The sequence below is a fragment of the Candidatus Poriferisodalis sp. genome (assembly GCF_965204195.1).
GTDB lineage: Bacteria > Actinomycetota > Acidimicrobiia > Acidimicrobiales > Poriferisodalaceae > Poriferisodalis.
Genome location: NZ_OZ241975.1, coordinates 2,422,026 through 2,442,487 on the forward strand (window position 1 = coordinate 2,422,026; position 20,462 = coordinate 2,442,487).

At 67.0% G+C, this 20,462-nt stretch carries 20 protein-coding genes and 1 tRNA gene; 8 read left to right on the top strand and 13 right to left on the bottom strand.

Annotated elements, in window-relative coordinates; genetic code table 11:
* Positions 1 to 67: 67 nt before the first annotated feature.
* Together ACOGI8_RS10815 and ACOGI8_RS10820 are read right to left on the bottom strand one after the other, a co-directional pair.
* Complete coding sequence (locus ACOGI8_RS10815; protein WP_323673653.1) at positions 68 to 643, bottom strand: ANTAR domain-containing response regulator; 576 nt, start codon at positions 641 to 643, stop codon at positions 68 to 70.
* Positions 644 to 724: 81 nt separating this feature from the next.
* Positions 725 to 807 (bottom strand) — tRNA-Leu (locus tag ACOGI8_RS10820).
* A gap of 196 nt (positions 808 to 1,003) precedes the next feature.
* Between ACOGI8_RS10820 and fabD the strand changes: the two genes are divergently transcribed.
* The 5 genes from fabD (at position 1,004) to ACOGI8_RS10845 (ending at position 5,481) form a co-directional block, all read left to right on the top strand.
* Positions 1,004 to 2,188 (top strand): ACP S-malonyltransferase, encoded by a 1,185-nt coding sequence (fabD, locus tag ACOGI8_RS10825; protein WP_419853809.1) that lies wholly within the window; start codon positions 1,004 to 1,006, stop codon positions 2,186 to 2,188.
* Positions 2,189 to 2,217: 29 nt separating this feature from the next.
* Positions 2,218 to 3,183: a beta-ketoacyl-ACP synthase III gene (locus tag ACOGI8_RS10830; RefSeq protein WP_419853810.1), complete on the top strand. Its 966-nt coding sequence runs from the start codon at positions 2,218 to 2,220 to the stop codon at positions 3,181 to 3,183.
* Positions 3,184 to 3,208: 25 nt separating this feature from the next.
* A complete protein-coding gene (fabG, locus tag ACOGI8_RS10835) occupies positions 3,209 to 3,955 on the top strand; it encodes a 3-oxoacyl-ACP reductase FabG (RefSeq protein WP_419853811.1) in 747 nt (248 codons plus the stop codon).
* Positions 3,956 to 4,061: 106 nt separating this feature from the next.
* Positions 4,062 to 4,295 carry an acyl carrier protein gene (gene acpP, locus ACOGI8_RS10840; protein WP_419853812.1) on the top strand — a complete coding sequence of 78 codons (234 nt, stop codon included), beginning with the start codon at positions 4,062 to 4,064 and terminating at the stop codon, positions 4,293 to 4,295.
* A 10-nt stretch (positions 4,296 to 4,305) separates the two neighbouring features.
* Positions 4,306 to 5,481, top strand: coding sequence for a beta-ketoacyl-[acyl-carrier-protein] synthase family protein (locus ACOGI8_RS10845; protein ID WP_419853813.1), 1,176 nt, complete (start codon positions 4,306 to 4,308; stop codon positions 5,479 to 5,481).
* Positions 5,482 to 5,524: 43 nt separating this feature from the next.
* On the opposite strand, the gene ACOGI8_RS10850 is transcribed toward ACOGI8_RS10845, so the two are convergent.
* Positions 5,525 to 6,691 (bottom strand): serine hydrolase domain-containing protein, encoded by a 1,167-nt coding sequence (locus tag ACOGI8_RS10850; protein WP_419853814.1) that lies wholly within the window; start codon positions 6,689 to 6,691, stop codon positions 5,525 to 5,527.
* Between the two features lie 178 nt (positions 6,692 to 6,869).
* Here ACOGI8_RS10850 and ACOGI8_RS10855 point away from each other — a divergent pair, with 178 nt between their 5' ends.
* Positions 6,870 to 8,174 carry a CapA family protein gene (locus tag ACOGI8_RS10855; RefSeq protein ID WP_419853815.1) on the top strand — a complete coding sequence of 435 codons (1,305 nt, stop codon included), beginning with the start codon at positions 6,870 to 6,872 and terminating at the stop codon, positions 8,172 to 8,174.
* Positions 8,175 to 8,179: 5 nt separating this feature from the next.
* Here the strand turns inward: ACOGI8_RS10855 and ACOGI8_RS10860 are convergent, their stop codons facing one another.
* Positions 8,180 to 10,630 carry a CaiB/BaiF CoA transferase family protein gene (locus ACOGI8_RS10860; RefSeq protein WP_419853816.1) on the bottom strand — a complete coding sequence of 817 codons (2,451 nt, stop codon included), beginning with the start codon at positions 10,628 to 10,630 and terminating at the stop codon, positions 8,180 to 8,182.
* A 157-nt stretch (positions 10,631 to 10,787) separates the two neighbouring features.
* Between ACOGI8_RS10860 and ACOGI8_RS10865 the strand changes: the two genes are divergently transcribed.
* Entirely contained in the window at positions 10,788 to 11,255 is a 468-nt protein-coding gene (locus tag ACOGI8_RS10865; protein ID WP_419853817.1) for a PPOX class F420-dependent oxidoreductase, read from the top strand.
* Positions 11,256 to 11,309: 54 nt separating this feature from the next.
* Here ACOGI8_RS10865 and ACOGI8_RS10870 read toward each other — a convergent pair whose 3' ends face one another.
* The 9 genes from ACOGI8_RS10870 to ACOGI8_RS10910 all read right to left on the bottom strand — a co-directional run bounded on the left by ACOGI8_RS10870 (position 11,310) and on the right by ACOGI8_RS10910 (position 19,033).
* Positions 11,310 to 12,098, bottom strand: coding sequence for an enoyl-CoA hydratase/isomerase family protein (locus tag ACOGI8_RS10870; RefSeq protein WP_419853818.1), 789 nt, complete (start codon positions 12,096 to 12,098; stop codon positions 11,310 to 11,312).
* Positions 12,099 to 12,136: 38 nt separating this feature from the next.
* Positions 12,137 to 12,514, bottom strand: a complete 378-nt coding sequence (locus ACOGI8_RS10875; protein ID WP_419853819.1) for a MaoC family dehydratase — start codon at positions 12,512 to 12,514, stop codon at positions 12,137 to 12,139.
* The gene (locus tag ACOGI8_RS10880) at positions 12,511 to 12,960 is read right to left on the bottom strand and encodes an FAS1-like dehydratase domain-containing protein (RefSeq protein ID WP_419853820.1); all 450 of its coding nucleotides are present in this window, start codon (positions 12,958 to 12,960) and stop codon (positions 12,511 to 12,513) included. The genes ACOGI8_RS10875 and ACOGI8_RS10880 overlap by 4 nt, the downstream gene beginning before the upstream one ends.
* Before the next feature lie 22 nt (positions 12,961 to 12,982).
* Positions 12,983 to 13,276, bottom strand: a complete 294-nt coding sequence (locus ACOGI8_RS10885; protein WP_419853821.1) for a hypothetical protein — start codon at positions 13,274 to 13,276, stop codon at positions 12,983 to 12,985.
* A gap of 6 nt (positions 13,277 to 13,282) precedes the next feature.
* Positions 13,283 to 14,065, bottom strand: coding sequence for a Phenylacetic acid catabolic protein (locus ACOGI8_RS10890; protein ID WP_419853822.1), 783 nt, complete (start codon positions 14,063 to 14,065; stop codon positions 13,283 to 13,285).
* A 57-nt stretch (positions 14,066 to 14,122) separates the two neighbouring features.
* Positions 14,123 to 16,030: a branched-chain amino acid ABC transporter ATP-binding protein/permease gene (locus ACOGI8_RS10895; protein WP_419853823.1), complete on the bottom strand. Its 1,908-nt coding sequence runs from the start codon at positions 16,028 to 16,030 to the stop codon at positions 14,123 to 14,125.
* Between the two features lie 8 nt (positions 16,031 to 16,038).
* On the bottom strand, positions 16,039 to 16,926 hold the full coding sequence (locus ACOGI8_RS10900; protein WP_419853824.1) for a branched-chain amino acid ABC transporter permease: 888 nt from the start codon (positions 16,924 to 16,926) through the stop codon (positions 16,039 to 16,041).
* Positions 16,923 to 17,654 carry an ABC transporter ATP-binding protein gene (locus tag ACOGI8_RS10905; protein WP_419853825.1) on the bottom strand — a complete coding sequence of 244 codons (732 nt, stop codon included), beginning with the start codon at positions 17,652 to 17,654 and terminating at the stop codon, positions 16,923 to 16,925. The genes ACOGI8_RS10900 and ACOGI8_RS10905 overlap by 4 nt, the downstream gene beginning before the upstream one ends.
* Positions 17,655 to 17,752: 98 nt before the next feature.
* Positions 17,753 to 19,033 (bottom strand): ABC transporter substrate-binding protein, encoded by a 1,281-nt coding sequence (locus tag ACOGI8_RS10910; RefSeq protein WP_419853826.1) that lies wholly within the window; start codon positions 19,031 to 19,033, stop codon positions 17,753 to 17,755.
* Positions 19,034 to 19,137: 104 nt separating this feature from the next.
* Here ACOGI8_RS10910 and ACOGI8_RS10915 point away from each other — a divergent pair, with 104 nt between their 5' ends.
* Complete coding sequence (locus ACOGI8_RS10915; protein ID WP_419853827.1) at positions 19,138 to 20,442, top strand: glutamine synthetase; 1,305 nt, start codon at positions 19,138 to 19,140, stop codon at positions 20,440 to 20,442.
* Positions 20,443 to 20,462: the final 20 nt, after the last annotated feature.

The window sequence follows — 20,462 nt, forward strand, 5'->3', positions numbered from 1 at the left end:
GAACTCTCCCAACGATGCCGGGCGACGGTTGCGGAAGCCTGCCAACCGCAGATGTCGGAGGGCGGACTCAGGGGGTCAGCAAGCCATCGACGATCTGCTGGGCGATGTCACGCATTCTCGCACGATTGGCCATCGCCGTACTGCGGATGAATTCGAACGCATCCCGCTCGGAAAGCTGGAAATCGTCCATGAGCAGGCCCTTCGCGCGCTCCACCGCCTTGCGCGTCTCCAGCTTCTCCTCGAGGCTCTCCACCGTGTCCTCGAGCTCTCGCATCTCGGTGAAACGGCCCCACGCCACTTCGATGGCCGAGACCAGTTCTTCCCGCTGGAACGGCTTCACCAGGTACGAGAGCACGCCGGCGTCGCGGGCTTCGGCGATGAGATGGCGCTTGCTGAACGCTGTGAGGATGAGCACTGCAGAAGTGCGGTCACCGGCGACCTCACGTGCCGCATCGAGGCCGTCGCGGCCGGGCATCTGGATGTCGAAGATGCACACCTCGGGCTGATGCTGGCGTGCGAGCTCCACGGCTTCGTCGCCGCGACCCGTCTCGGCCACCACGACGTAGCCCTCGTCTTCGAGCATCTCGCGCAGATCGAGCCGGATGATGGCCTCGTCCTCTGCGATCACGACTCGCTTCGACACGCACGCTCCCCTCGCGGGACAGGGTCGGTCAGCCTACCGGTCGGGTTGTCGCGCCTCCCCGAGATTCATGCAGGCGTCGAGTGCCCGGGGCGGGAGTTGAACCCGCACGCCCGTGAGGGCAGAGGATTTTGAGTCCCCCGTGTCTGCCGTTTCACCACCCGGGCCTTGGGGCGCTTCAGCGTATCCCGGGGCCCGAGCGGCCCGTGAGCGGAGCGAACAAGAGCGGGGCGCTCAGTTGGAAAGGTCGCTCTCAGCCTGGGTCGCCACCTACCCTCTTGCCCTAATCCCCATTGTGCGTTCACTGCGCTGCGGTTCGGGCACCGATCCGGTCTTCCGCCTTGGCGCTGCATAGGAGGCCGAGTGCTCGCATTCACATTCCCGGGCCAGGGCTCGCAGCAGCAAGGCATGGGTGAGCCGTGGACGGCGCACGAGTCGTGGGAGCTGGTCACCGAGGCGTCGGACGCCTGCGGGCGTGATGTCGCTGCGCTGCTGCTGGAAGCCGATGCCGACGAGCTGCGCCATACGCGCAATTCGCAGCTGTCGACGTTCGTGCTGTCGATGGTGGTGCTCGATGCGGTCGAGCGCACGGGCGCGACATTCTCGTGTGCCGCCGGGCACTCACTGGGCGAATACAGCGCGCTGACCGCAACCGGGGCCCTGGCCTACGACGACGCCGTGCGGCTCGTTGCCGAGCGCGGCGAGGCCATGCAGGTTGCGGCTGACGAGCAGGAAGGGACCATGGCGGCCGTGCTGGGTCTCGACGACAATCTCGTGGCGGAGGCGTGCGAAGCCACGCCCGGCGACGTCTGGGTCGCCAACTACAACGCGCCGGGCCAAGTCGTCATTGCAGGCGCGCCGGACGCCGTCGCCGTCGCCGGTGACGAAGCGAAGGCGGCGGGCGCGAAACGGCTCATGGGTTTGCCCGTGGGCGGCGCGTTCCACACACCGTTCATGCAGCCGGCCAGAGATCGGCTGCGCAAGGCGCTGGCCGAAGTCGAGATCCGGGCCCCGAGCGTGCCGGTGGTCGCCAATGTCGATGCCCAGCCGCGTGCTGACGCCGACGAGTGGCGCACGTTGCTGGCACAGCAGCTCACCAGCCCAGTGCTGTGGCGCGCCAGCCTTCATGCGCTAGCCGACGCTGGCGTCACCACGTTCGTAGAACTCGGCCCGGGCAAAGTGCTCACCGGCATGACCAAGCGGACGCATCGGGGTGCGAGTTCGATGTCGGTCGGCACGCCGGCCGAGATCGACACGCTGATGGAGACGCTCGCCACCGACGCTCCTTCGGCACCGACCGTGCTGGGCGGCGAGAACCTCTACGTCACCGAGCGCCTCATCGTGAGCCCGTGCGCCGGCATCTTCACGCTCAGCGCCGGTGTCGGCGACGGCCAGCAAGTCAACGTGGGCGATGTCATCGGCCATGTGGCCGGGGAGGAAGTGCGTTCTGCGTTCGCGGGTACTGTCATGGGGATCATGGCCGTAGAAGGCGAACGGGTCACCGCACGGCAGCCCGTTGCGTGGCTGCGGACGCCAGCCGGCAGCTGAACAGCCGGCACCTGAAGGGGAGGCCACAGATGACGCTCAGCGTGGGCAACGCATCCAGCGCGCGCATTGTCGGCATCGGGACCGCGCTCGGCGAGCGCGTCCTCACCAACGAAGATCTTGCCGAGATGGTCGACACCTCCGATGAGTGGATCATCGAGCGCACCGGCATCAGGCAGCGGAACATCGGCGGCACCACCGCCGGCCTGGCCGCACGCGCCGGAACCGCGGCCATGGAGGTCGCCGGCGTCGATCCGTCGAGCATCGACATGCTGATCTTGGCCACGACCACGCCGGATCGCTGCGTTCCGGCGTCGTCGTCGCGGGTGCAAGAGGCACTCGGCCTCGACTGCGGCGCCATGGACGTGAATGCCGCCTGTTCAGGATTCGTCTACTCGCTGGTGGCGGGCCACGGCATGATCGCGATGGGTCACGAGCGCGTGCTGGTCATCGGTGCCGAAGTGCTCTCCCGGATCACCGACTGGACTGATCGGGCCACCTGCATCCTGTTCGCCGACGGCTCGGGTGCCGCCGTGCTCGAGCGCAGCGAGCAGGGCTCAGACCTGCTCGGCTGGCACGTCTCAAGCGACGGTTCCATGGAGGAGCAGCTGTACTGCGAGCACGACAGCTACATCCAGATGGCGGGCCAGGCGGTGTTCAAGAAAGCCGTGCTGGTGATGGAGGAGTCGGCGCGCCAGTCGATGAAGCAGGCGGGCCTGACGGCCGACGACATCGACGTGGTGGTGCCCCATCAGGCCAACGTCCGCATCGTCGAGACGGCCTGCAAGCGGCTGCGCATCCCCTATGAGAAGGCCGCGATGGTGATCGAGCGCACCGGCAACACATCGTCGGCCTCGATTCCCCTCGCACTCGACGACGCCGTGCGCAGCGGCCGGATCAACGAGGGCGACAACGTGCTGCTCGTCGGCTTCGGCGCCGGCATGACATCGGCGTCGGCACTGCTGCGCTGGTCGGGTGCCCCCGCCCGCGCTAGCTGAACGAGCGCCACGTACACGGCTCACGATGAATCCGCCCACGAGCCTGCCTCGAGTGCGCCCCGCGACAGCACGCACCGTCCTCGTCACCGGCGGCAGCCGCGGCATCGGCTTGGCCACGGCCCAGTTGTTTGCCGATGCAGGCCACCGCGTGGCCGTGACCAGCCGCACCGAGGCCCCTGACGACGAACGCCTGCTGTGGGTGGCATGCGACCAAGCCGACAGCGATGCGGTCGATGCTGCCTACGGTTCCATCGAGGCTGAGCTCGGTCCGGTGGAGATCCTGGTGGCGAACGCCGGGATCACCCGCGACCAGCTCGTGCTGCGCATGGCCGACGACGACTTCGCGGCTGTGGTCGACACGAATCTCACCGGCGCCTACCGGATGGCCAAGCGGGCGGCCCGACCGATGCTGCGCGCACGCTGGGGACGATTGATCTTCGTGTCCTCGGTGGTCGGGCTGCTTGGTTCGGCCGGGCAGGTCAATTACGCGGCATCCAAGGCGGGCCTCGTGGGCATGGCCCGATCGCTGGCTCGCGAACTCGGTTCGCGCGGCATCACCGCGAATGTGGTCGCGCCCGGGCCGGTGGCCACCGAGATGTTCGGTGCATTGAACGACGAGCAGCAAGCCGCCATCACCGACGCCGTGCCGCTGGGACGGGTAGCAGAACCGTCGGAGATAGCTGCTGCGGTGGCCTTTCTCGCATCCGACGAGGGCGCGTACATCACCGGCGCCGTGATACCCGTCGACGGCGGCCTGGGAATGGGCCATTGAGCCATGCCCAATCGGTGCAGGTCCATGCCGCTGCGGCACCTACACTTCGCGTTCGCACGGCCGCCGGGCGCTCGTGCGGTGACCGCCCACACATGAGGGGATCAGCATGAGTGACACGTTGGATCGATTCCGTGACTGCGCCGTCGAGGTGCTGGCCGTGGATCCTGAGCAAGTCACACCCGAGGCCAGCTTCGCGGATGACCTCGACGCCGACAGCTTGGACCTCGTCGAGCTGGTGATGGCCTTGGAAGAGGAGTTCGACATCAGCGTGGACGAGGAAGAACTGGAAGACGTCACCACCGTCGCCCACGCGATCCAGCTGGTCGAATCGAAACTGTGAGCGCCAGCCGATGAGCGCCAGCCGTCGGGTAGCTGTCGTCGGCCTCGGCGTCGTCTCGTGCGCCGGAACCGGCGTCGACAACTTCTGGCAGGGGCTGAACTCCGCGCCGCCAGAGGGCGAGCGCCGCGTCAATGACTTCGATCCGGCGCCGTACTACGACAATCCCAAGGAGGCCCGGCGGGCAGATCGCTCGACCCAGCTCGGCATGGCATCGGCTTCACAGGCCATCGCCGACGCAGGGGAACTGGCGACCGACCCGGATCGCTGCGGCGTCATCTACGGCACGGGTGTCGGCGGCCTGCAGACCTTCGAAGACCAGGTGCTCGTGCTCGACCGCAAGGGCGCGCGCCGGGTCTCGCCGTTCATGGTCCCGATGATGATGCCGAACGCTCCTGGCGCTGCTATCTCGATGAGGTACGGCCTGGCCGGACCCTGCGAAGTCCTGACCACCGCGTGCGCGGCGGGGACGCATGCGATCGGCTACGCAGCGCGGCTGATCCGCACCGGCGCCGCCGACGTGATCGTGGCCGGGGGCTGCGAATCGGTGATGACGCCCGTGGGCACCGCTGGCTTCGTCAACATGACGGCTCTGTCGACCAGCGGTGTCTCGATGCCCTTCGACAAGAACCGCGACGGCTTCATGATGACCGAGGGCGCTGCCACCCTGGTGCTGGAGGAATGGGACTCGGCGGTGGCGCGGGGCGCCACGATCTGGGGTGAAGTGCTCGGCACCGCCTCGAATGCCGATGCCCACCACATCACTGCGCCAGCCCCCGGTGGTGCCGGGGCGCTGCGCTGCATGCAGCTCGCCATCGATGACGCCGGCCTCGCGCCTGACGACATCGTCCACGTCAATGCACATGGCACGTCAACCCCGCTGAACGATGCCGCAGAAGCCGAGGCGCTCAACAAGCTGTTCGGGCCCAACGGTCCGCTCGTGACCTCCACCAAGGGTGTCACCGGGCATGCGCTCGGCGCAGCCGGTGCGCTGGAGGCGATCGCGGTGCTGCTGTCGATGCGCTACCGCAAGATCCCAGCCACAGCCGGCTGGACCACTCCCGATCCTGAGCTCGCGGAGTTCCGTTTGGTGACCGGTCAGGCGGCCGATTGGGAGCCGGGTCCCTCGCTGAGCAACTCGTTCGGCTTCGGCGGCCACAACGGCTGCGTAGTGCTCGGCCCCGCCTGAGCTCCGGAACAGAGGATCCTGCCGCCGCAGCGGCGAGCGCGGTTTAGAGGCTGTCGTACGTCGCTGTCTCGATGGCTTCGTACAGGGCGTACGAGCGCGGATCCGCAAACGGCACCTGCTGGCTGATGTAGCAACCCGCCACTTGGTTCTGCAGGTCGATCCAGAAGTACGAGTTGGCCAGTCCGGCCCACATGAGGCCCCCGGCAGGGCGTCCCGTCGGCGCTGGCTCCTCGTTGATCTGGAACGTCAGGCCCCACGACTTCTCGACACCGGGGAAGAACTCCGCGTCAAACGAGTACGGCGGGATGGCCGTCGGGAGCATCGTGACACGCAGGTCGCCCATCGCGTTGGTGACCATCTGCGCGTGGGTGTCGGCCGACACGATCTGGCTGCCGTTGAGGCTGCCGCCGTTCAGCATCATGGCCAGGAAGCGGCAGTAGTCGTCGACGGTGGAATACAGCCCGCCGCCGCCCATCTCGAACTCCGGCTCCTGCGGGATCTCGAACGGCATCTCCACCAGCGAGCCGTCCTCCATGCGCGCTTGCATCGCCGAGATGCGGGAGCGCATATCGTCGCTGATCTTGAACGCTGTGTCGCTCATGCCCAGCGGCTCGAAGATGTTCTCGGCCATGTACTCGCCGAGCGACATGCCTGATGCCGCTTCCACCATCTGGCCCGCGTAGTCGATGCCGGTGCCGTAGAACCAGCGATCACCCGGGTCGAACAGCAGCGGGATGGTCAGTGTCTGCTTCTGGCACTCGATCACGCCCGGCGTACCGGTGGCCTCTTCGTACTGGCCGAGCTCGGGGCTCCAGATGTCATACCCCATGCCAGCGGTGTGGGTCAGCAGGTGACGCAGCGTGATGTCGCCGTTGCGGGCACGGGTGACTGGGTTGCCGTCGTCGTCGAACCCGGTCAGCACGTCGAGCTCGCCGAGAAGCGGCAGTACCTCTGCGCCCGGATCGTCGAGCGAGAGCTTGCCCTGCTCCACGAGCTGCATCGCCGCGGTGCCAGTGATGGCCTTAGTCATCGAGGCGATCCAGCACACGGTGTCATTCGACATCGGAACATCGCTGTCGGCGCCACGGGTGCCTGCCGCCGCCGAGCAGATCTCGCCGTCGGCACTGATGACCTTGGCCACCGCGCCCACGACATCGCTATCGGCGACGCCCCGGTCGAGAATCCCTTGAACTGTGTTTCCGAGCGACATATCAGGCCTCCTGTTCGGCTGGACGCAGCACTGCGCAGGGCGTGCGTCGGCCCCGCGAGCGCGACGCTAGTTCGGAGTCGCGACGGCACTGACACCGGCCATCGCGGGTGCGAGAGGCCGCGGCGCGCAGCCGACGAGCAAGGGACGCCCGCCCCGCGTCCGCCGTACCCTCAATTCGATGGTGGGGCGGCCACTCGTTGCATCAGGCATTGCGGGCCTCGCCATTCTGGCGGTGGCGTGCAGCACCAGCCCTGTGCGGGTCGTGCCACCCCCGCCCACGTCAACGGAAGCTCCGGCCGTCGCCCAGCCAGCAACTGGCGAAGCCGGGTCCAGCGCAGCGGTGGGCGAGGTGAGACCGTCGGCCGCGCCGGTCACCTCAGCCGCGGCGACGAAGTCTGCAGCAGCCGCCACGACGGCCGTCGTGCCGACGACAACGCAGCCGGATCTGATGTGGACGCTGCTGGCGGGCGGCGACGTGCTGATGGACCGCAGCGAAGCAGCCGGCGTCGATCCGTTCGCCGGCATTGAGCCCCCTCTGGGATCAGCAGACATTGCGGTCGTGAATGTGGAGATGGTCATCAGCGAGCGCGGTGAGCCCGCCGACAAGCAGTACGTGTTCCGGGCGCCGCCGTCGGCGGCCGAGCGGATCGCCGCGGCTGGCGTGGATGTCGCCAACCTGGCCAACAACCACGCCATGGACTACGGCCCTGACGCGCTGGTCGACACTGTTGACCTGCTCGAAGCCAACGGGGTGATCGCGCTCGGTGCGGGGGCGACCAGCAGCGATGCGTACGGGCACCGGGTGATCGAAGTGCGGCCCGGTGTGCGTGTGGCGTTCGTGGGTGCCTCGATGGTGGTGCCGCTCGCGTTTCCGGCCACACAGACGCGACCCGGCATCGCGTCGGCGTACCAGCGCGACCGGGTGCTCGCCAACGTGCGGGCGGCTGCAAGCGACGCAGACGTGGTGATCGCGGTGATCCATTGGGGCATCGAGCGCATGACCTGCCCGGAGGGTCGTCAGCGCGACTTGGCCTTCGAGCTGCTGCACAACGGTGCCGATGCCGTCATCGGCCACCATCCGCACGTGCTGCAGCCGGTGGTGTTCGACGGCGGGAAGCTCGTGGCCTACTCGCTGGGCAACTTCGTGTGGCACTACCGGTCCGGCATCACCGGCGACACCGGTGTTCTGCAGATCGACTTCGACGGCACCGAGATGCTGGGCTGGTCGTTCCACCCGCACTTGCTCGACATCAACGGCGCGCCAGTACCTGCCGTTGAAGGTGCTCGGTTCGATCGGATCAACGACATCGTGTCGGGCGACTGCGCCCAGCACCAGCCGCCCCCGACCACCGCCGCTCCGGAACCCGAGGCAGACACCGAGGACGACACCGAGTCACAAGACCAAAGCGAGTCAGAGGACGAAGAGGACCCAGGCGCGAACGAGGCCGAACCTGAAACCGAAGACGAAGCCAGCGAGGGCTGAACTGCTCAGTCGAGCACCTCGGCTGCGGCGAGATCGGCGACCCGGTCGGCGTCGTAGCCCAGGAACTCGGTGAGCACCTCGAAGTTGTCTTCGCCGAGGCACGGCCCGCCACGCCAGACCACCGGAGGCGTTCGCGACATGCGCGTCCGGCAGTGCTGCGTCCACATCGTGCCGCGATAGCTCTGGGGCACATTGATGTGGTGTTCGCGCGCCTGTAGTTGCGGGTCGTCGCAGCAGCCCTGGGCGTTGTTGACCGGGTACGCGTCGATGCCGCTGGCCTGCAGCGCTTCGGCCGCCTCAGCGTTGCTGCGCCCTGAGGACCAAGCCGAGATGGCCTCGTCGATCTCCGCCGCTCGCTCACGGCGTGCGGCTTGATCCCAGCCGTCGGCACCCTCGCCGGTGAGCCCGATGGTGCCGGCCAGCGCCGCCCACCGGTCATCGGTGCAGGCAATCGCGACCCACTGATCCTCGCCAGTGCTCGGATAGACGCCGTGAGGGCTCATGTGCGGATCCTCGTTGCCGCACCGCTGCTGGTCCCGGCCGTTGATCGAAGCGTCGAGGATGGCCGGCGCCAGGTAGTGCAGCGCCGCCTCGGTCTGGGAGATGTCGATGTAGCAGCCGGTGCCGGTGCGGTCGCGGCGCTCGAGCGCCGCCATCAGCGATGCCACGATCACCCGCGGCGCCAGGAAGTCGGTGTAGGGGCCGTACGGGCCCGCGGGGCCGCGGTCGGGCCAGCCGGTGATCTCGTAGAAGCCGGCGATCGCCGCCGCCATGAACCCGTAACCAGCAAGGCTCGAATACGGACCGCTCTGGCCGAGCAGTGAGCTCGACAGCATGATGATCCGCGGGTTGATGGCCGAGAAGTCGTCGTAGCCGAAGCCCATGCGCGCCGCCGCTCCCGGCGCCCAGGACTCGGTGGCGATGTCGGCCCACCGGATCAGGTCCTCCACTACCTGGCGCGACTCGGGCTTGCTCAGATCGAGGCTGAGACTGCGCTTTCCCGCGTTGTACACGCCGTAGCCGACGCTGTTGTCGGGATGGGCTTCCTCGTCGACGAACGGGTTGACCGTGCGCATCGTGTCGGGCCGGCTTTCGGTCTCGACCTTGACCACGGTGGCGCCGTAGTCGGCCAGGATCCGCACCGCTGACGGCGTGGCGATCACCCACGAGAACTCCACCACCTTCAGGCCCGCCAGCGGCAGGTCGCTGCCATCGGAGGCTGGGCCGCCGGCGGCAACCGTCGTGGCCGCATGGGGCCGGCGGTCGGTGTCGACGGTGTCGTTGCCGGCGCCGAGCTCTGGAACGACGGGCACACGTTCTGGAGCGTCGTCGCTGAAGTGCACGAGCGGGCCGCAATAGCGAGCCGTGCGACCGTCATCCAACTCGATGTCCCGCCAGAAATCGCGAGCCGCGAAGTGCGGGTTCGTGAGCAGGTCGCTGACCAGCGCCGATGGCGTGATCAGGATGTTCCGCTCGAACGCCGCTGCCCACAATTCCTCGGTGGTCTTGGTGGCCAGGAAGCGGGCGTGGGTCGCGAACGACTTGCCGATGATCTCGGGCGAGCGCTGGCCGCTCAGGACCTCGGTGGCAACGGTCTCCCAGTCCACCGCCTGGAGTTCCTCATCGGCGAAGCCTTCCTCGGCCTCCCACTCCACCAGCCGCCGCGTGAACGGCGCGAATGCCGCACCCATGAGCGCCACGCAGATGGTGTTGCCGTCGGCGCACGGGAACATCATCGGCACGTCAATGCCACCGAGGCTCAGGCCGCCGGCGAGACGCTCGATGGCATTCGCGTTGACCCGCGGTGACAGGTTCTGCGGCTGGCCGTGGGTCATGGATTCCATGGCGGAGATGTCGACGTGCTGGCCGCGACCGCTGCGCTGGGCCTCGCGCAGCGCGATGAGCGTGGCTGCCGCGGCATCACCGGCGGCTTGCAGGAAGCTCTGGGGCACACCCGACACACGAACGGGAGCGCGGTCCTTGTCGCCGCTGGCGTGCAGGAAGCCGCTGCCGGCTACCGCCGTCAGGTCGGAGCCGGCCCAGCTGCTGCGGGGACCGGTGGAGCCGAAAGGCGTCACGGAGGCGTGGACGATCGCGGGGTTGACAGCGGCGAGCTCGTCGTAGGACAGGCCCAGCGATGTCAGATGCCCGACCGGCGCGTCCTCGATGAGCGCATCCGCGCCTCGCACTAACTCCAACAGGCGGTTCCGGCCCTCGGCGGTGGTCAGATCTGCCGTGACGCTCTGTTTGCCCTGGTTGTAGGCCCAGTGGGCCAGCGAGCGCTCTGGATCCGGCTCGTCGTCGACAAACGGGCCCGCGTGGCGGCTTTGGACCCCGCCAGGAGGCTCGACGGCGATCACCTCTGCGCCCAAGCTGGCGAGCAGGTAGCCCGCGAACTGGCTGATGCCCTCGCAGAGATCCAAGACCCGGTAATGCTGCAACATCTCGAACGTCACCCCTCATCCGCGCCGGCTCCACGCGCGGCGTGGGGCTGATTCTTCCCTGTGCGGGCACGCCATGCGAACCAACGGGCAGTGAGTGGCTGCTGCCGTGCCGAACGGCAGAGCATCGGCGAGACTGCCGGGGCCGTTGGGCCGAGCCAGGGAGGACCAGATGGTGTCGATAGCGACCGACCGGATCGTGGAGCGCGACGAACTCCAGGAGTTCGTGCGAGAACGTCATCACGGTGTGCTGCTGACGCTACGGCGGGACGGTCGCCCGCAGGCATCGCTGGTCACCATGGGTCTCGATGAGGCCGGAGACGCTGTACTCGTCAGCAGCTACCCCGACCGGGCCAAATCGCTCAACCTCCGTCGCAACCCCCAGGTGTGGGTTGTGGTGATGTCAGATGCGTGGAACGGCGAGTGGGTCCAGCTCGAGTGCCGCGGCGAGGTCGAAGACCTGCCTGAGGCCATGGACGGCCTCGTGGAGTACTTCCGGGTGATCAGCGGCGAGCATTCCGACTGGGATGAATATCGCGAGGCCATGACCCGCCAAGACAAGGTGCTGCTGCGCCTGCACATCGAGAGCTGGGGGCCGATCTCCAAAGGCGGCTTCCCCGCCCGTCTCGCCAGCGACTAGCGGCCTTGCCCAGCCGCCGCACATCGTCGAACGTGGCCATATAGAACGCGCCCGCTAGCGGCCTTGCCAGTCGGGAGCGCGGCGTTCGAGGAAGGCGCTCGCGCCCTCGGCATGGTCGGCGGTGGTCTTGAGCACGCTCTGGCCGAGACGCTCGAGGCGCCGACCGGTCTCGTGATCGACATCGGTGCAAGTGTTGAGGACGGTCTTGGCCATGCCCAGCGCGAGCGGCGCGAAGGCCGACATCTCCGCCGCGAGCTCCAAGGCCACGTCCACAGCTCCGCCCTCGGGGGCCACTTCGGTGGCGAGTCCCATCGCTTTGGCGTCGTCGGCACTCACGTTGCGCGACAACATCACGAGTTCCTTGGCACGCCCCAACCCCACGTAGTGCACCAGCCGCGAGCAGCCGCCCGAGCCGGGAATGAGCCCCACCTTGGCCTCGGGCATCACGAAGCGGGCGTTCTCAGCAATCACCCGGAAGTCGCACGACAGCGCCAGCTCGAAGCCTCCACCTGCGGCTACGCCGTTCACCGCGGCGATGACGGGCACCTCCAGCGCCTCGATCAGATCGAACACCGAGTGAATGCCGCGGGCCACGGCACGGAACCCCCGCGTCCCCATCTCGGTCAGGTCGCCCATCTCGGAAACGTCTTCGCCGGCGGAAAAGGCCCGGCCCGCGCCGGTGATGACGAGCGCCCGGATGCCAGTGGCCATCGCCGTGTCTTCGACGGCGTCGCGCATCTCGGCCCGCATGGCTGCGTTCCAGGCGTTGAACTTCTGCGGCCGGTTCAGCGTCAGGATCCGAACGCCGTCGCGGTCTTCGCTCAGCAGGTGCTCGTAGCTCATGGGTTCTCCCTCATTGGCTTGAAGACGCGCGGATTAGATCACTCGTCGGGGTCGCCGCGCATCACCACGATGCCCGTGGCGACCACGTCGCCCCGCTGGTTACGCAGCTCCACACCCCGATCCAGCGCGCCGTAGCTCACGGGCGACACCGTCACCTCATCACCGGGAAAGATCGGCCCTCGCAGCCGGACGTCGAGGTTCAGGATTGCGTCGGCACCGAACTGTGTGATGAGCGCGTCGAGCGCGATCGCGGTCGTGTGCGAGGCCTGCACCACCACGTCGGGCAGCCCGGCCTTGGCCGCGAACTCGGGGTCGGTATGCACCGGGTTGGGATCGCTCACGCCGTCGACGAAGCTGCGCATGCCTTCCCTGGTGATGGCGGGCGCGGTCGCCGGTGTCAACTCCAGCTCGCTCATGACGCAGACTCCCCCGCCTCGCCGCCGTCACCGGCCGCCGTCTCCTGCGCCAGCTCATCGGGCGGCTTGCGCTCCACGAAGACCGTGCGCTGCCGCTGAATCAGCTCGCCATCAGCGTCGCGATACTCCGACAGCACCGTGGCCAGATGCAGCGTCCCCTTGTCGATGATGTCCTCCACCGACACCACTACCGACACCCGCTCGCCGGGGCGGAACGAACGGTGCCATTCGAAGGATTGGCCACCGGCGAGGCCCCGTTCGAGGCTGAGATCGATGGGCCCCACCACCGAGTCGCCACCTCCCACTGTCGGCCCGAAGAACGGCAGCCGCAGCGCCACTTCCTCAGCCTGAGGCGTGCCTAGCGCATCTACCAGCAGCGCCACCGAGTCGGGCTCCACCACCACTTCGGTCTCCACCAGCACTTGGCCCAGTGTCTCCAGGTTCACCTGCGCTCGCTCCTGTACATGCTCAGTTCGAGCTCAGCAGCTGCCAGACCGCCACGAGCAGGTCCTGGTCGTCGCCAGCGGTGGGCGGATCAGATGCCGGCCGCATGTCCCAGCCGTAGGGCTTGTTGATCACGTGAATGCGCGGCTCCGGGGTCGAACGGTCACCCCGGTCGAACGCACCGACCACCAGCGTGTGCTCGCCCTCGGCCACCCAGAAGCACTCCCAGTGCGCCGACGACGACGTCTCGATGAAGGCCACCTCCGGCGCGGGCCGCGTCACCCTGACGGCGAGCCCGCCCGCAGCAGCCGGATCCATGGCCGATTACAAGAACCGGCGGTTGAGCCGGTTCGGCGGCACCTCGATCCCCAGGTCCACGAGCAGGGGCCTCGTGTCGGCGATGTACTGCCTGCGGAGGTCGGCGTTGTTCTTCTTCCGCAAGCCCCAGCGCACGTATGCGTCGCCGAAGTCGGAATCTGACCGGCCGAACATGTCCAGCGCCGCCGGCCACCAGAAGTGGATCTTCTCGTTCGCCTCGGCCAGCCCCTCGGGCGTCTTGCAGATGAGCCGCAGGTTCCGCAGACCGAGCGTGCAGTGGAACAGCTCTTCCTTGTGCACCCGCGTGGCGATGTCGAGCAGGGGTTTGTAGGGCACGCCGTCCCAGGTCTCCCCGATATAGACGCCCACCCGGTCGATGAGCGCATGGAAGTACGACAGGTCGCAGAACGTCTCCATCGGGTGCCGGAATGCGTACTGCTCGATCGGACGATCGACATGGTCGACACCCAGGCCCGCCAGGATCTGGGCATTGATGATCCCGTGCTCCACTTCCTGCTGCATCAGCTTGACCAGGAGCCCCTTGGTGGCTTCGTCGGGCGCGAACCGCAGGCAGCGGTCCCACAGCTTGGTGAGCAGGTCGGTGTAGTGCGGGTTGGCACTATTCTCGACGTGGTAGCTCAGCATCCGCACGAGCAGCTCATGGAACTCGGCGGGGATGTCGGCGTCGCCCTCGTTCCAGATGCGCTGCACTGCGTTTGTTGAATCAGTGCTGACGGGATCAGACCCGACTCGATCAGACCCTGTGCGTTCCAGCGTTGACGTGCTCATGTCATCCTCACATCGCCACAGTCTCGGCGGCTCTCCGCTCGCAGCATCCGAGAGTACTCAGGCTCGCCCCTCAGCGTCGCTCTCGGCTCCGAGGTAGGCCGCGCGCACGGCGGGGTCGGCCTGCACCTCGTCGGGCGTGCCGGCGCTGATCACCTGGCCCTGATCGAGCACATAGATGCGATCGCTGATGCCGGTGATGAAGTTGAGATCGTGGTCGATCACCAGCACGCCCGCATCGACCGCGGCAGCCATGTGCCGGATACGCCCGATCATCTCCGCCGACTCGGCGTCGCTCATGCCGCTGGTGGGTTCGTCCAGCAGCAGGTAGGCCGGCGCCATGGCGGCCGCTCGGGCCAACTCCAGCCGTCGCGCACTGCCGTAGTCGAGCTCGCGGGCGCGGCGGTCGCGCACATCCCAGAGTCCGGCTTCGGCGATCAGCGCGTCAACCGAGGGGTGGCTCCCCGGCCGGTGCTGGGCGGCTACTCGAGCAGCAAGCTCCACGTTCTGGCGCACGGTCAGTGCGCCGAACAGCCGCAGGTTCTGGAATGTGCGCACCAGACCGGCGCGCGCGATGTCGTGGCTGGGCGCACTGGTCAGCTCTCGCTCACCCACCTTGAACCAGCCTGCTGACGGCGCGACGACGCCGGTGATCACATTGACCAGCGTCGTCTTGCCGGCACCATTGGGGCCGATCAGGCCCACGACCTCGTCGGGCGAAACGGTGAGCCCTGCACCATCCAGAGCGCGGAAGCCGCCGAAATCAACAGCGAGATCGTGTACCTCCAGGGCCGCGCCCTCGCGGTCGACCTCGACGTGCAGCCCCACCGGCGCGATTTCGGCGAGAGGCTCAGGCCGCTCTTCGGGCTTGCGGCGCCGCCACCGGCGCCAGAGCCATGTGTCCAGCTCCCAGTCCCCGAGCAGTCCGTTCGCCCGGAGAATCATGAACCCCAGCATCGCTGCGCCCAAGAAGATCTGGGTCAACCCCTCACGCAGCAGCCAGTCGACTACCGGAGCATCGAGGCTGGCGCCGAAGAACTCGAAGCCATCGCTTGCGAACCGTCGAGTCAACTCTCGGCCTGCCGTGATGATCACGACGCCGCTGAGCGCGCCGGTGACGCTGTTCCGACCGCCCACGATCAGCATGACCAGGGTCAGCAGGGTGTAGTCGAAGAAAAAGAATTTGGGTGTGATGTTCCCGATGTCGTACACACGCAGCGACGCCGCAACCGCAACCACCAGCACCGACAGCAGCAACGCGACCATCTGGCCGGCAACCGGGTTCACGCCCATTGCCCTCGCAGCCAAGTTGTCCTCTCGGGCCGCTTGGGCGAAACGGCCGATCCGGCATTGAGCGAACAATCGCGCCATCACGATCACGATCACCAGCACGACATAGATGGCGGTGCGCCCTTCCAAGGTGTTGCCAATGCGGAACGAGAGCCCTGCCCGGTCTCCGCCGGTCAGGTCGGTCCAGTTCAGTGCGAGCTCGTGCGTGACGAACAGCAGCGCCAACGTGATGACGGCTGCGGACACCGAACCCGATTTCGCACCCGACCGCGCGAGACCCAAGCCGACGACGACCGCCGCGATCAGCGTCACCAGCGCTGCCAGTGCTGTGGCTTGAAGCGGAGACAGGTACACCTCATTCAGGCCCCATGGGGCGTTGCGGATGACGGTGCTCTTCCGGGCCGGCTCAATCGCCAATACGGCAAAGGCGTAACCCGCGACCGCGGCGAAGCCGATATGGCCGAACGAGAAGACGCCCGTATTGCCGATGTAGATCTGCAGACCCACGACCATGATGGCGTCGATCAGCATGGCTGTGACCAGCTTGTCCGCCGTCGCTCCTCCGGCCGCGCTGTACACCGCCCCACCGACGATCAGCACTGCTGCCAGCAACGCCGCCCCGGTCATCGGGAACGCCACGTCTCGGCGCACGTTTGCGAACGACCCGAAGGGCTTCACGGCGCGCCCTACACCCGTTCGGCCCGGCTCACCGTGATGAGCCCGCCCGGCCGGAAGATGAACAGCAGCGCAATGAGCACGAATACGACACCGTCGGTGAGGCCAGCAACGCCGTCGGGCAGCCGTGATCGCAACAGAACCTCGGCGAGGCCCAGCAACAGGCCGCCCAGCACGGCGCCGCGCAGGCTGCCGAGCCCGCCGATGAGCGCCGCCAACACGCCTTTGAGCATGGGTGTGATCCCTGCCGACGGAGTCGTCTGACCGGCTCGCATCAGCCAGAAAATGGCTGCGATTCCTGCGAGAACCCCCGACAAGGCAAACGCTCCGCGGATCACGCGATCCGACTTCACGCCCATCAGGCGCGCTGCGTCGAAGTCCTCGGCTGCGGCGCGCAGCGACAACCCGAACATCGTGCGCTGCAGCACCGCTGCGGTGGCCACCAACGTCAACGCCGTGACGGCAATCACAACCACGTCGAACACCTCGATCGTGACGGGACCGACATCGAACGTGTTGGTGATCCAGCGCGGCCGATCGAAGTTCCGTACCGAGGCCGACACGTACATGAAGAACACCGCCTGCACCACGAAATGAACGCCGAACGACGTGAGCAGCATCGTGAAGTCCGCTGCGCCGCGCACCCACCGAAAGGCGACTTGCTCGATTGCCAGTGCGGTGCCGACGCTCACGAGAACGACGAGGGGCGCTATCCAGTACCAATTCAGCCCTGCGGAGAAGACCCAATAGGCGACATAGCCGCTCACGGTGATCAGCTCCCCGTGAGCGAAATTGAGAAGGTGCATCACCCCAAAGATCACTGCGATGCCGAGCGCCAGCAGCGCGTAAATGCTCCCCCGACCCAGCCCGTCGATCACATTCTGTGCCAGCTCGGTCATGGACCGGCGTCCTCGGTGTCGCCTACGACGCTGCCCACGAACGTCTCGAACAGATCGGATCGGCGCGCCAATTCAGCGCCGCTCCCCGACGCCACCATTTCACCGCTGCGCAGCACGTACGCTCGGTCGGAGACCTCAAGCATGCGGGCGGCATTCTGCTCGACAACCAGCAGTGTCCTGCCCTGGGCTCGCAGCTGGTCGATCAGCTCAAACACGACGTCCACCAGCACGGGCGCGAGACCAAGCGATGGTTCGTCCATCATCAGCAAGCGCGGACGCGACATCAGTGCGCGTGCGATCGCAAGCTGCTGTGCTTCGCCGCCGGACAGGTAACCCGCTGGCGTCGTCCACTTCTGGCGCAGCACATCGAACAGGTCCGCTATCTCGTCGAGCATGACGGACCGTTCCCGCCCCGGCAGCGTGGCGGCGCCCACCCGCAGGTTCTCCACAACCGTCAGATCTGTGAAGAGACGGCGGTGCTCGGGCACGAGCGCTACGCCGAGTCGCAGAAGCCGATCCGGCGCAAACCCCGTGATGTCGGTGCCGTCGAGCCGCACGTGCCCCGACGCTGGGTGGAGCAAACCGGCGACGGTATTCAGCAGTGTCGTCTTGCCGGCACCATTCGGGCCGATCAACCCGACGACCTCGCCTCCCGACACCGAGAGGCTGACGTCGCGCACGGCCGAAATCGAGCCGTAGCGGACTGTCAGCCCATCGATGTCAAGCATTGCCTATGCCGAGCAAGCAGAGCACAGCACGCGGGCGGAGTCAGCAGGCACGAAGTCCCTGTGACGGAAGCCGGGCACGGCGATCCGGTGCCCGTTGGCTACTCCCAGTTCGCGACGAGCGTGTCGACTCCGCCGACCACCCTGTGGATGGACACGGGCTTGTCGGGAATGCCGTTCGTTCCGGCATAGCCCATCTCTCCGGTAAACCCTTCAAAGCTTTCGATTGCCGCAACGGCCGCTCCGATTTCGGCGGGGTCGTCGGATCCGGAATCGAGCATGCCTTGGATGCCCAAGAGCATCGAGTCGGCATACAGGCCGGCGAACGTGCCCGATTCGAGCTGTTCGCCATGACGGTCCGCATAGCTCTGCAGCAACAGGTCGATGCGGCCACCTGGCTCGGCGAAGGCGTGGGTTGTATGCACCATGCCCTCCGACTCTTCGGGTGCAGCAAACAGCAGGCCGGTGGCCTCGAACGCATCTGTGCCGAGGTAGGTGATCTCGGCAAGGCCCTGCGCCTCGAGCTGGCTGCGCAGCGCAGTGACTTGGAATGCGAGCATCGCCGAGTACAGGACCTCGTCGCCCTGCGCAATGCCCGCGAGTTCGTTCACCTGCGCCGAGAAGTCGACGTCTTCGATCGGTACGTAGTTCTGGTCGGAGATGACTTCGCCGCCGCCGGCCTCGAACACCTCAGTGAAGATCTCCGGGTTGTAGCCGAAGTATGGGCCGGGCGAGCTGAAGGTGATCGCCCTGGTATGGCCTTGCTCGAGCGCCCACTCTGCCGCCGCCGAAGCCTGCCGAGTGTCATCGAAGGTCACCAAGAATGAGTTGGCGCCGACATCGGGAAGGCTCGGCTCGGTCGACGCTGCGAAGAACACGGGGACATTGCCCTCGGTGACCTGCAGCACCGGCTGGCCGAAATCGGCGAATGGCGGACCGATCAGGAAGTGGGCCCCGAATTCAAGCAGGTCTTGAGTGGCCCGGGCAGTCACCTCAGGATCCCCCTGGATGTCTTGTACCGAGACTTCGACCGGCCGTCCACCAACGCCGCCGATGCAGTTGATCAAGTCCGCGAGGTGGGTGACTGCCTGGCTGCCGGGGATATCGGCGAAACCCGAAACCTCGCCGAAGTCCATGGCCATGCCGACACGGATCGGATCGCCAGAAGGCGCATCGACACAGTTGTCGAGATCGGCTGCCAACGCCGCGTCGATGTCGACGTGGGTCGCCATCTCCGCCATGGCTTCGGTTGTCGCCGGCGCTTCGGTTGCGGCAGGCGCCTCGGTGGCGGCCGGCTGGCTCTCCGTGGTGTCGTCGTCGCTTCCGCATGCGGCACCGAGCAGCGCAACTACGGCCAGCAAAGCCAAGACGCGTCGTTTCATGATGGGCCCCTCCCCGTGGGTCGAATCGATGCTAGCCCTCCGCGGATACGGGCTCGTATAGCTTCGGCTGATCGTCCCGGCTCAGAGAGCGATGAGGAACAGCCATGGCCAATGAACGCGTCCGCATGCTGTGGCCCGACCATCTCGGTCTGGCGCGGGGCAAGTACGTGCCGGCCGCTTTCGCCCCCGATGGCACCGGCCATGCAGCGGCCGTGTTCAGCCTGGCCTACGACCGCTCGTTCATCGCTGCGCCTGGATCGGGCGTGCTTCACGGCTTTCCCGACATGCACGCCACCTTCGACGAGGCCGACCTGCGGCCCGGCTGGGACGACGACCGGACCCAAGTGGCAGTCTGCGACCTGTCGCAGCAAGGTGAGCCCTTCCGATTCTCGGCCAGGTACGCGCTGCGCAAGGCCATCGCCGACTGGGAGGCGTTGGGCTACCGCCCGATGGTGGGAATCGAGTTCGAGGCCTATGTGCTCGAACGCACCGACGAGCACGGCTGGCAGCGGTGGGACACGCCTGAGTCGTATGTCTACGGAACCGGGCGTTTCGTGGACCCGATCGGATTGATCGACGACATTGTGGATCTCGCTGCGGGAAGCGAGATCGTGCTGGAGTCGGTCAATGCCGAGTTCGACTCGGGCCAGTTCGAGTTGACGCTCCGCTATGCCGATGCCCTGCGGGCTGCCGACGACGCCTTTCTGTTCAAGGTGCTGGCCCGTGAGTGCGCCATGGACCGTGGCCGCCGGCTCACGTTCCTCGGCAAGCCCTACGAGCAATTCGAAGGCAACGGCGTCCACGTCAACTTCTCGCTCGTCGATGCCGACGGCAACAACGCGCTCGCCGACCCCAGTGCCCACGACGGCTTGTCGGAGCTGGCGAAGAGCTGCTTGGCCGGGCTGTGCGCCCATCACCAGGGGCTCACCCCGTTGTGTGCTCCCACGGTGAACGCCTACCGGCGGTTGCGGCCCTTCACCTTCAGCGGCCGGCGGGCGAACTGGGGCTACGACCACCGTGTGGTGGGCACCCGCGTCCCGTCCGAGCGAGGCGAACGCACACGCATCGAGTCACGCTTGGCCGACGGCACCTGCAACGTCCACACGGCGATCGCCGCAGTGCTGCAGGCGGCTCGCCTCGGCGTGATCGACGAACTGCCCTGCCCAGAGCCGGAGACCAACGACGGCATGGAGGCATGGAACACCGAGGTCACCTCGGCGCTCAACCTGACCGACGCCTTGGACCATCTGCGTGCCGACACCGCACTCGCCGATGCCGTCAGCAGCGACCTCGTCGACAACTTCCTCGCCATCAAAGACGCCGAGTGGGAGCGTTACGTAGCCGCCGTAGGCGAACCTTCCGACGAGATCAGCGAATGGGAGATCAACGAGTACCTCCCCTACCACTGAATGTCCCTTTCCACGATCTG

What these genes read in the sequence shown, in the direction of transcription:
- ACOGI8_RS10830 (WP_419853810.1), top strand. Translation starts at nt 2,218, where the DNA reads ATGACGCTCAGCGTGGGCAACGCATCCAGCGCGCGCATTGTCGGCATC.
- fabG (WP_419853811.1), top strand. Translation starts at nt 3,209, where the DNA reads ATGAATCCGCCCACGAGCCTGCCTCGAGTGCGCCCCGCGACAGCACGC.
- acpP (WP_419853812.1), top strand. Translation starts at nt 4,062, where the DNA reads ATGAGTGACACGTTGGATCGATTCCGTGACTGCGCCGTCGAGGTGCTG.
- ACOGI8_RS10845 (WP_419853813.1), top strand. Translation starts at nt 4,306, where the DNA reads ATGAGCGCCAGCCGTCGGGTAGCTGTCGTCGGCCTCGGCGTCGTCTCG.
- ACOGI8_RS10850 (WP_419853814.1), bottom strand. Translation starts at nt 6,691, where the DNA reads ATGTCGCTCGGAAACACAGTTCAAGGGATTCTCGACCGGGGCGTCGCC.
- ACOGI8_RS10855 (WP_419853815.1), top strand. Translation starts at nt 6,870, where the DNA reads ATGGTGGGGCGGCCACTCGTTGCATCAGGCATTGCGGGCCTCGCCATT.
- ACOGI8_RS10865 (WP_419853817.1), top strand. Translation starts at nt 10,788, where the DNA reads ATGGTGTCGATAGCGACCGACCGGATCGTGGAGCGCGACGAACTCCAG.
- ACOGI8_RS10870 (WP_419853818.1), bottom strand. Translation starts at nt 12,098, where the DNA reads ATGAGCTACGAGCACCTGCTGAGCGAAGACCGCGACGGCGTTCGGATC.
- ACOGI8_RS10875 (WP_419853819.1), bottom strand. Translation starts at nt 12,514, where the DNA reads ATGAGCGAGCTGGAGTTGACACCGGCGACCGCGCCCGCCATCACCAGG.
- ACOGI8_RS10885 (WP_419853821.1), bottom strand. Translation starts at nt 13,276, where the DNA reads ATGGATCCGGCTGCTGCGGGCGGGCTCGCCGTCAGGGTGACGCGGCCC.
- ACOGI8_RS10890 (WP_419853822.1), bottom strand. Translation starts at nt 14,065, where the DNA reads ATGAGCACGTCAACGCTGGAACGCACAGGGTCTGATCGAGTCGGGTCT.
- ACOGI8_RS10900 (WP_419853824.1), bottom strand. Translation starts at nt 16,926, where the DNA reads ATGACCGAGCTGGCACAGAATGTGATCGACGGGCTGGGTCGGGGGAGC.
- ACOGI8_RS10905 (WP_419853825.1), bottom strand. Translation starts at nt 17,654, where the DNA reads ATGCTTGACATCGATGGGCTGACAGTCCGCTACGGCTCGATTTCGGCC.
- ACOGI8_RS10910 (WP_419853826.1), bottom strand. Translation starts at nt 19,033, where the DNA reads ATGAAACGACGCGTCTTGGCTTTGCTGGCCGTAGTTGCGCTGCTCGGT.
- ACOGI8_RS10915 (WP_419853827.1), top strand. Translation starts at nt 19,138, where the DNA reads ATGGCCAATGAACGCGTCCGCATGCTGTGGCCCGACCATCTCGGTCTG.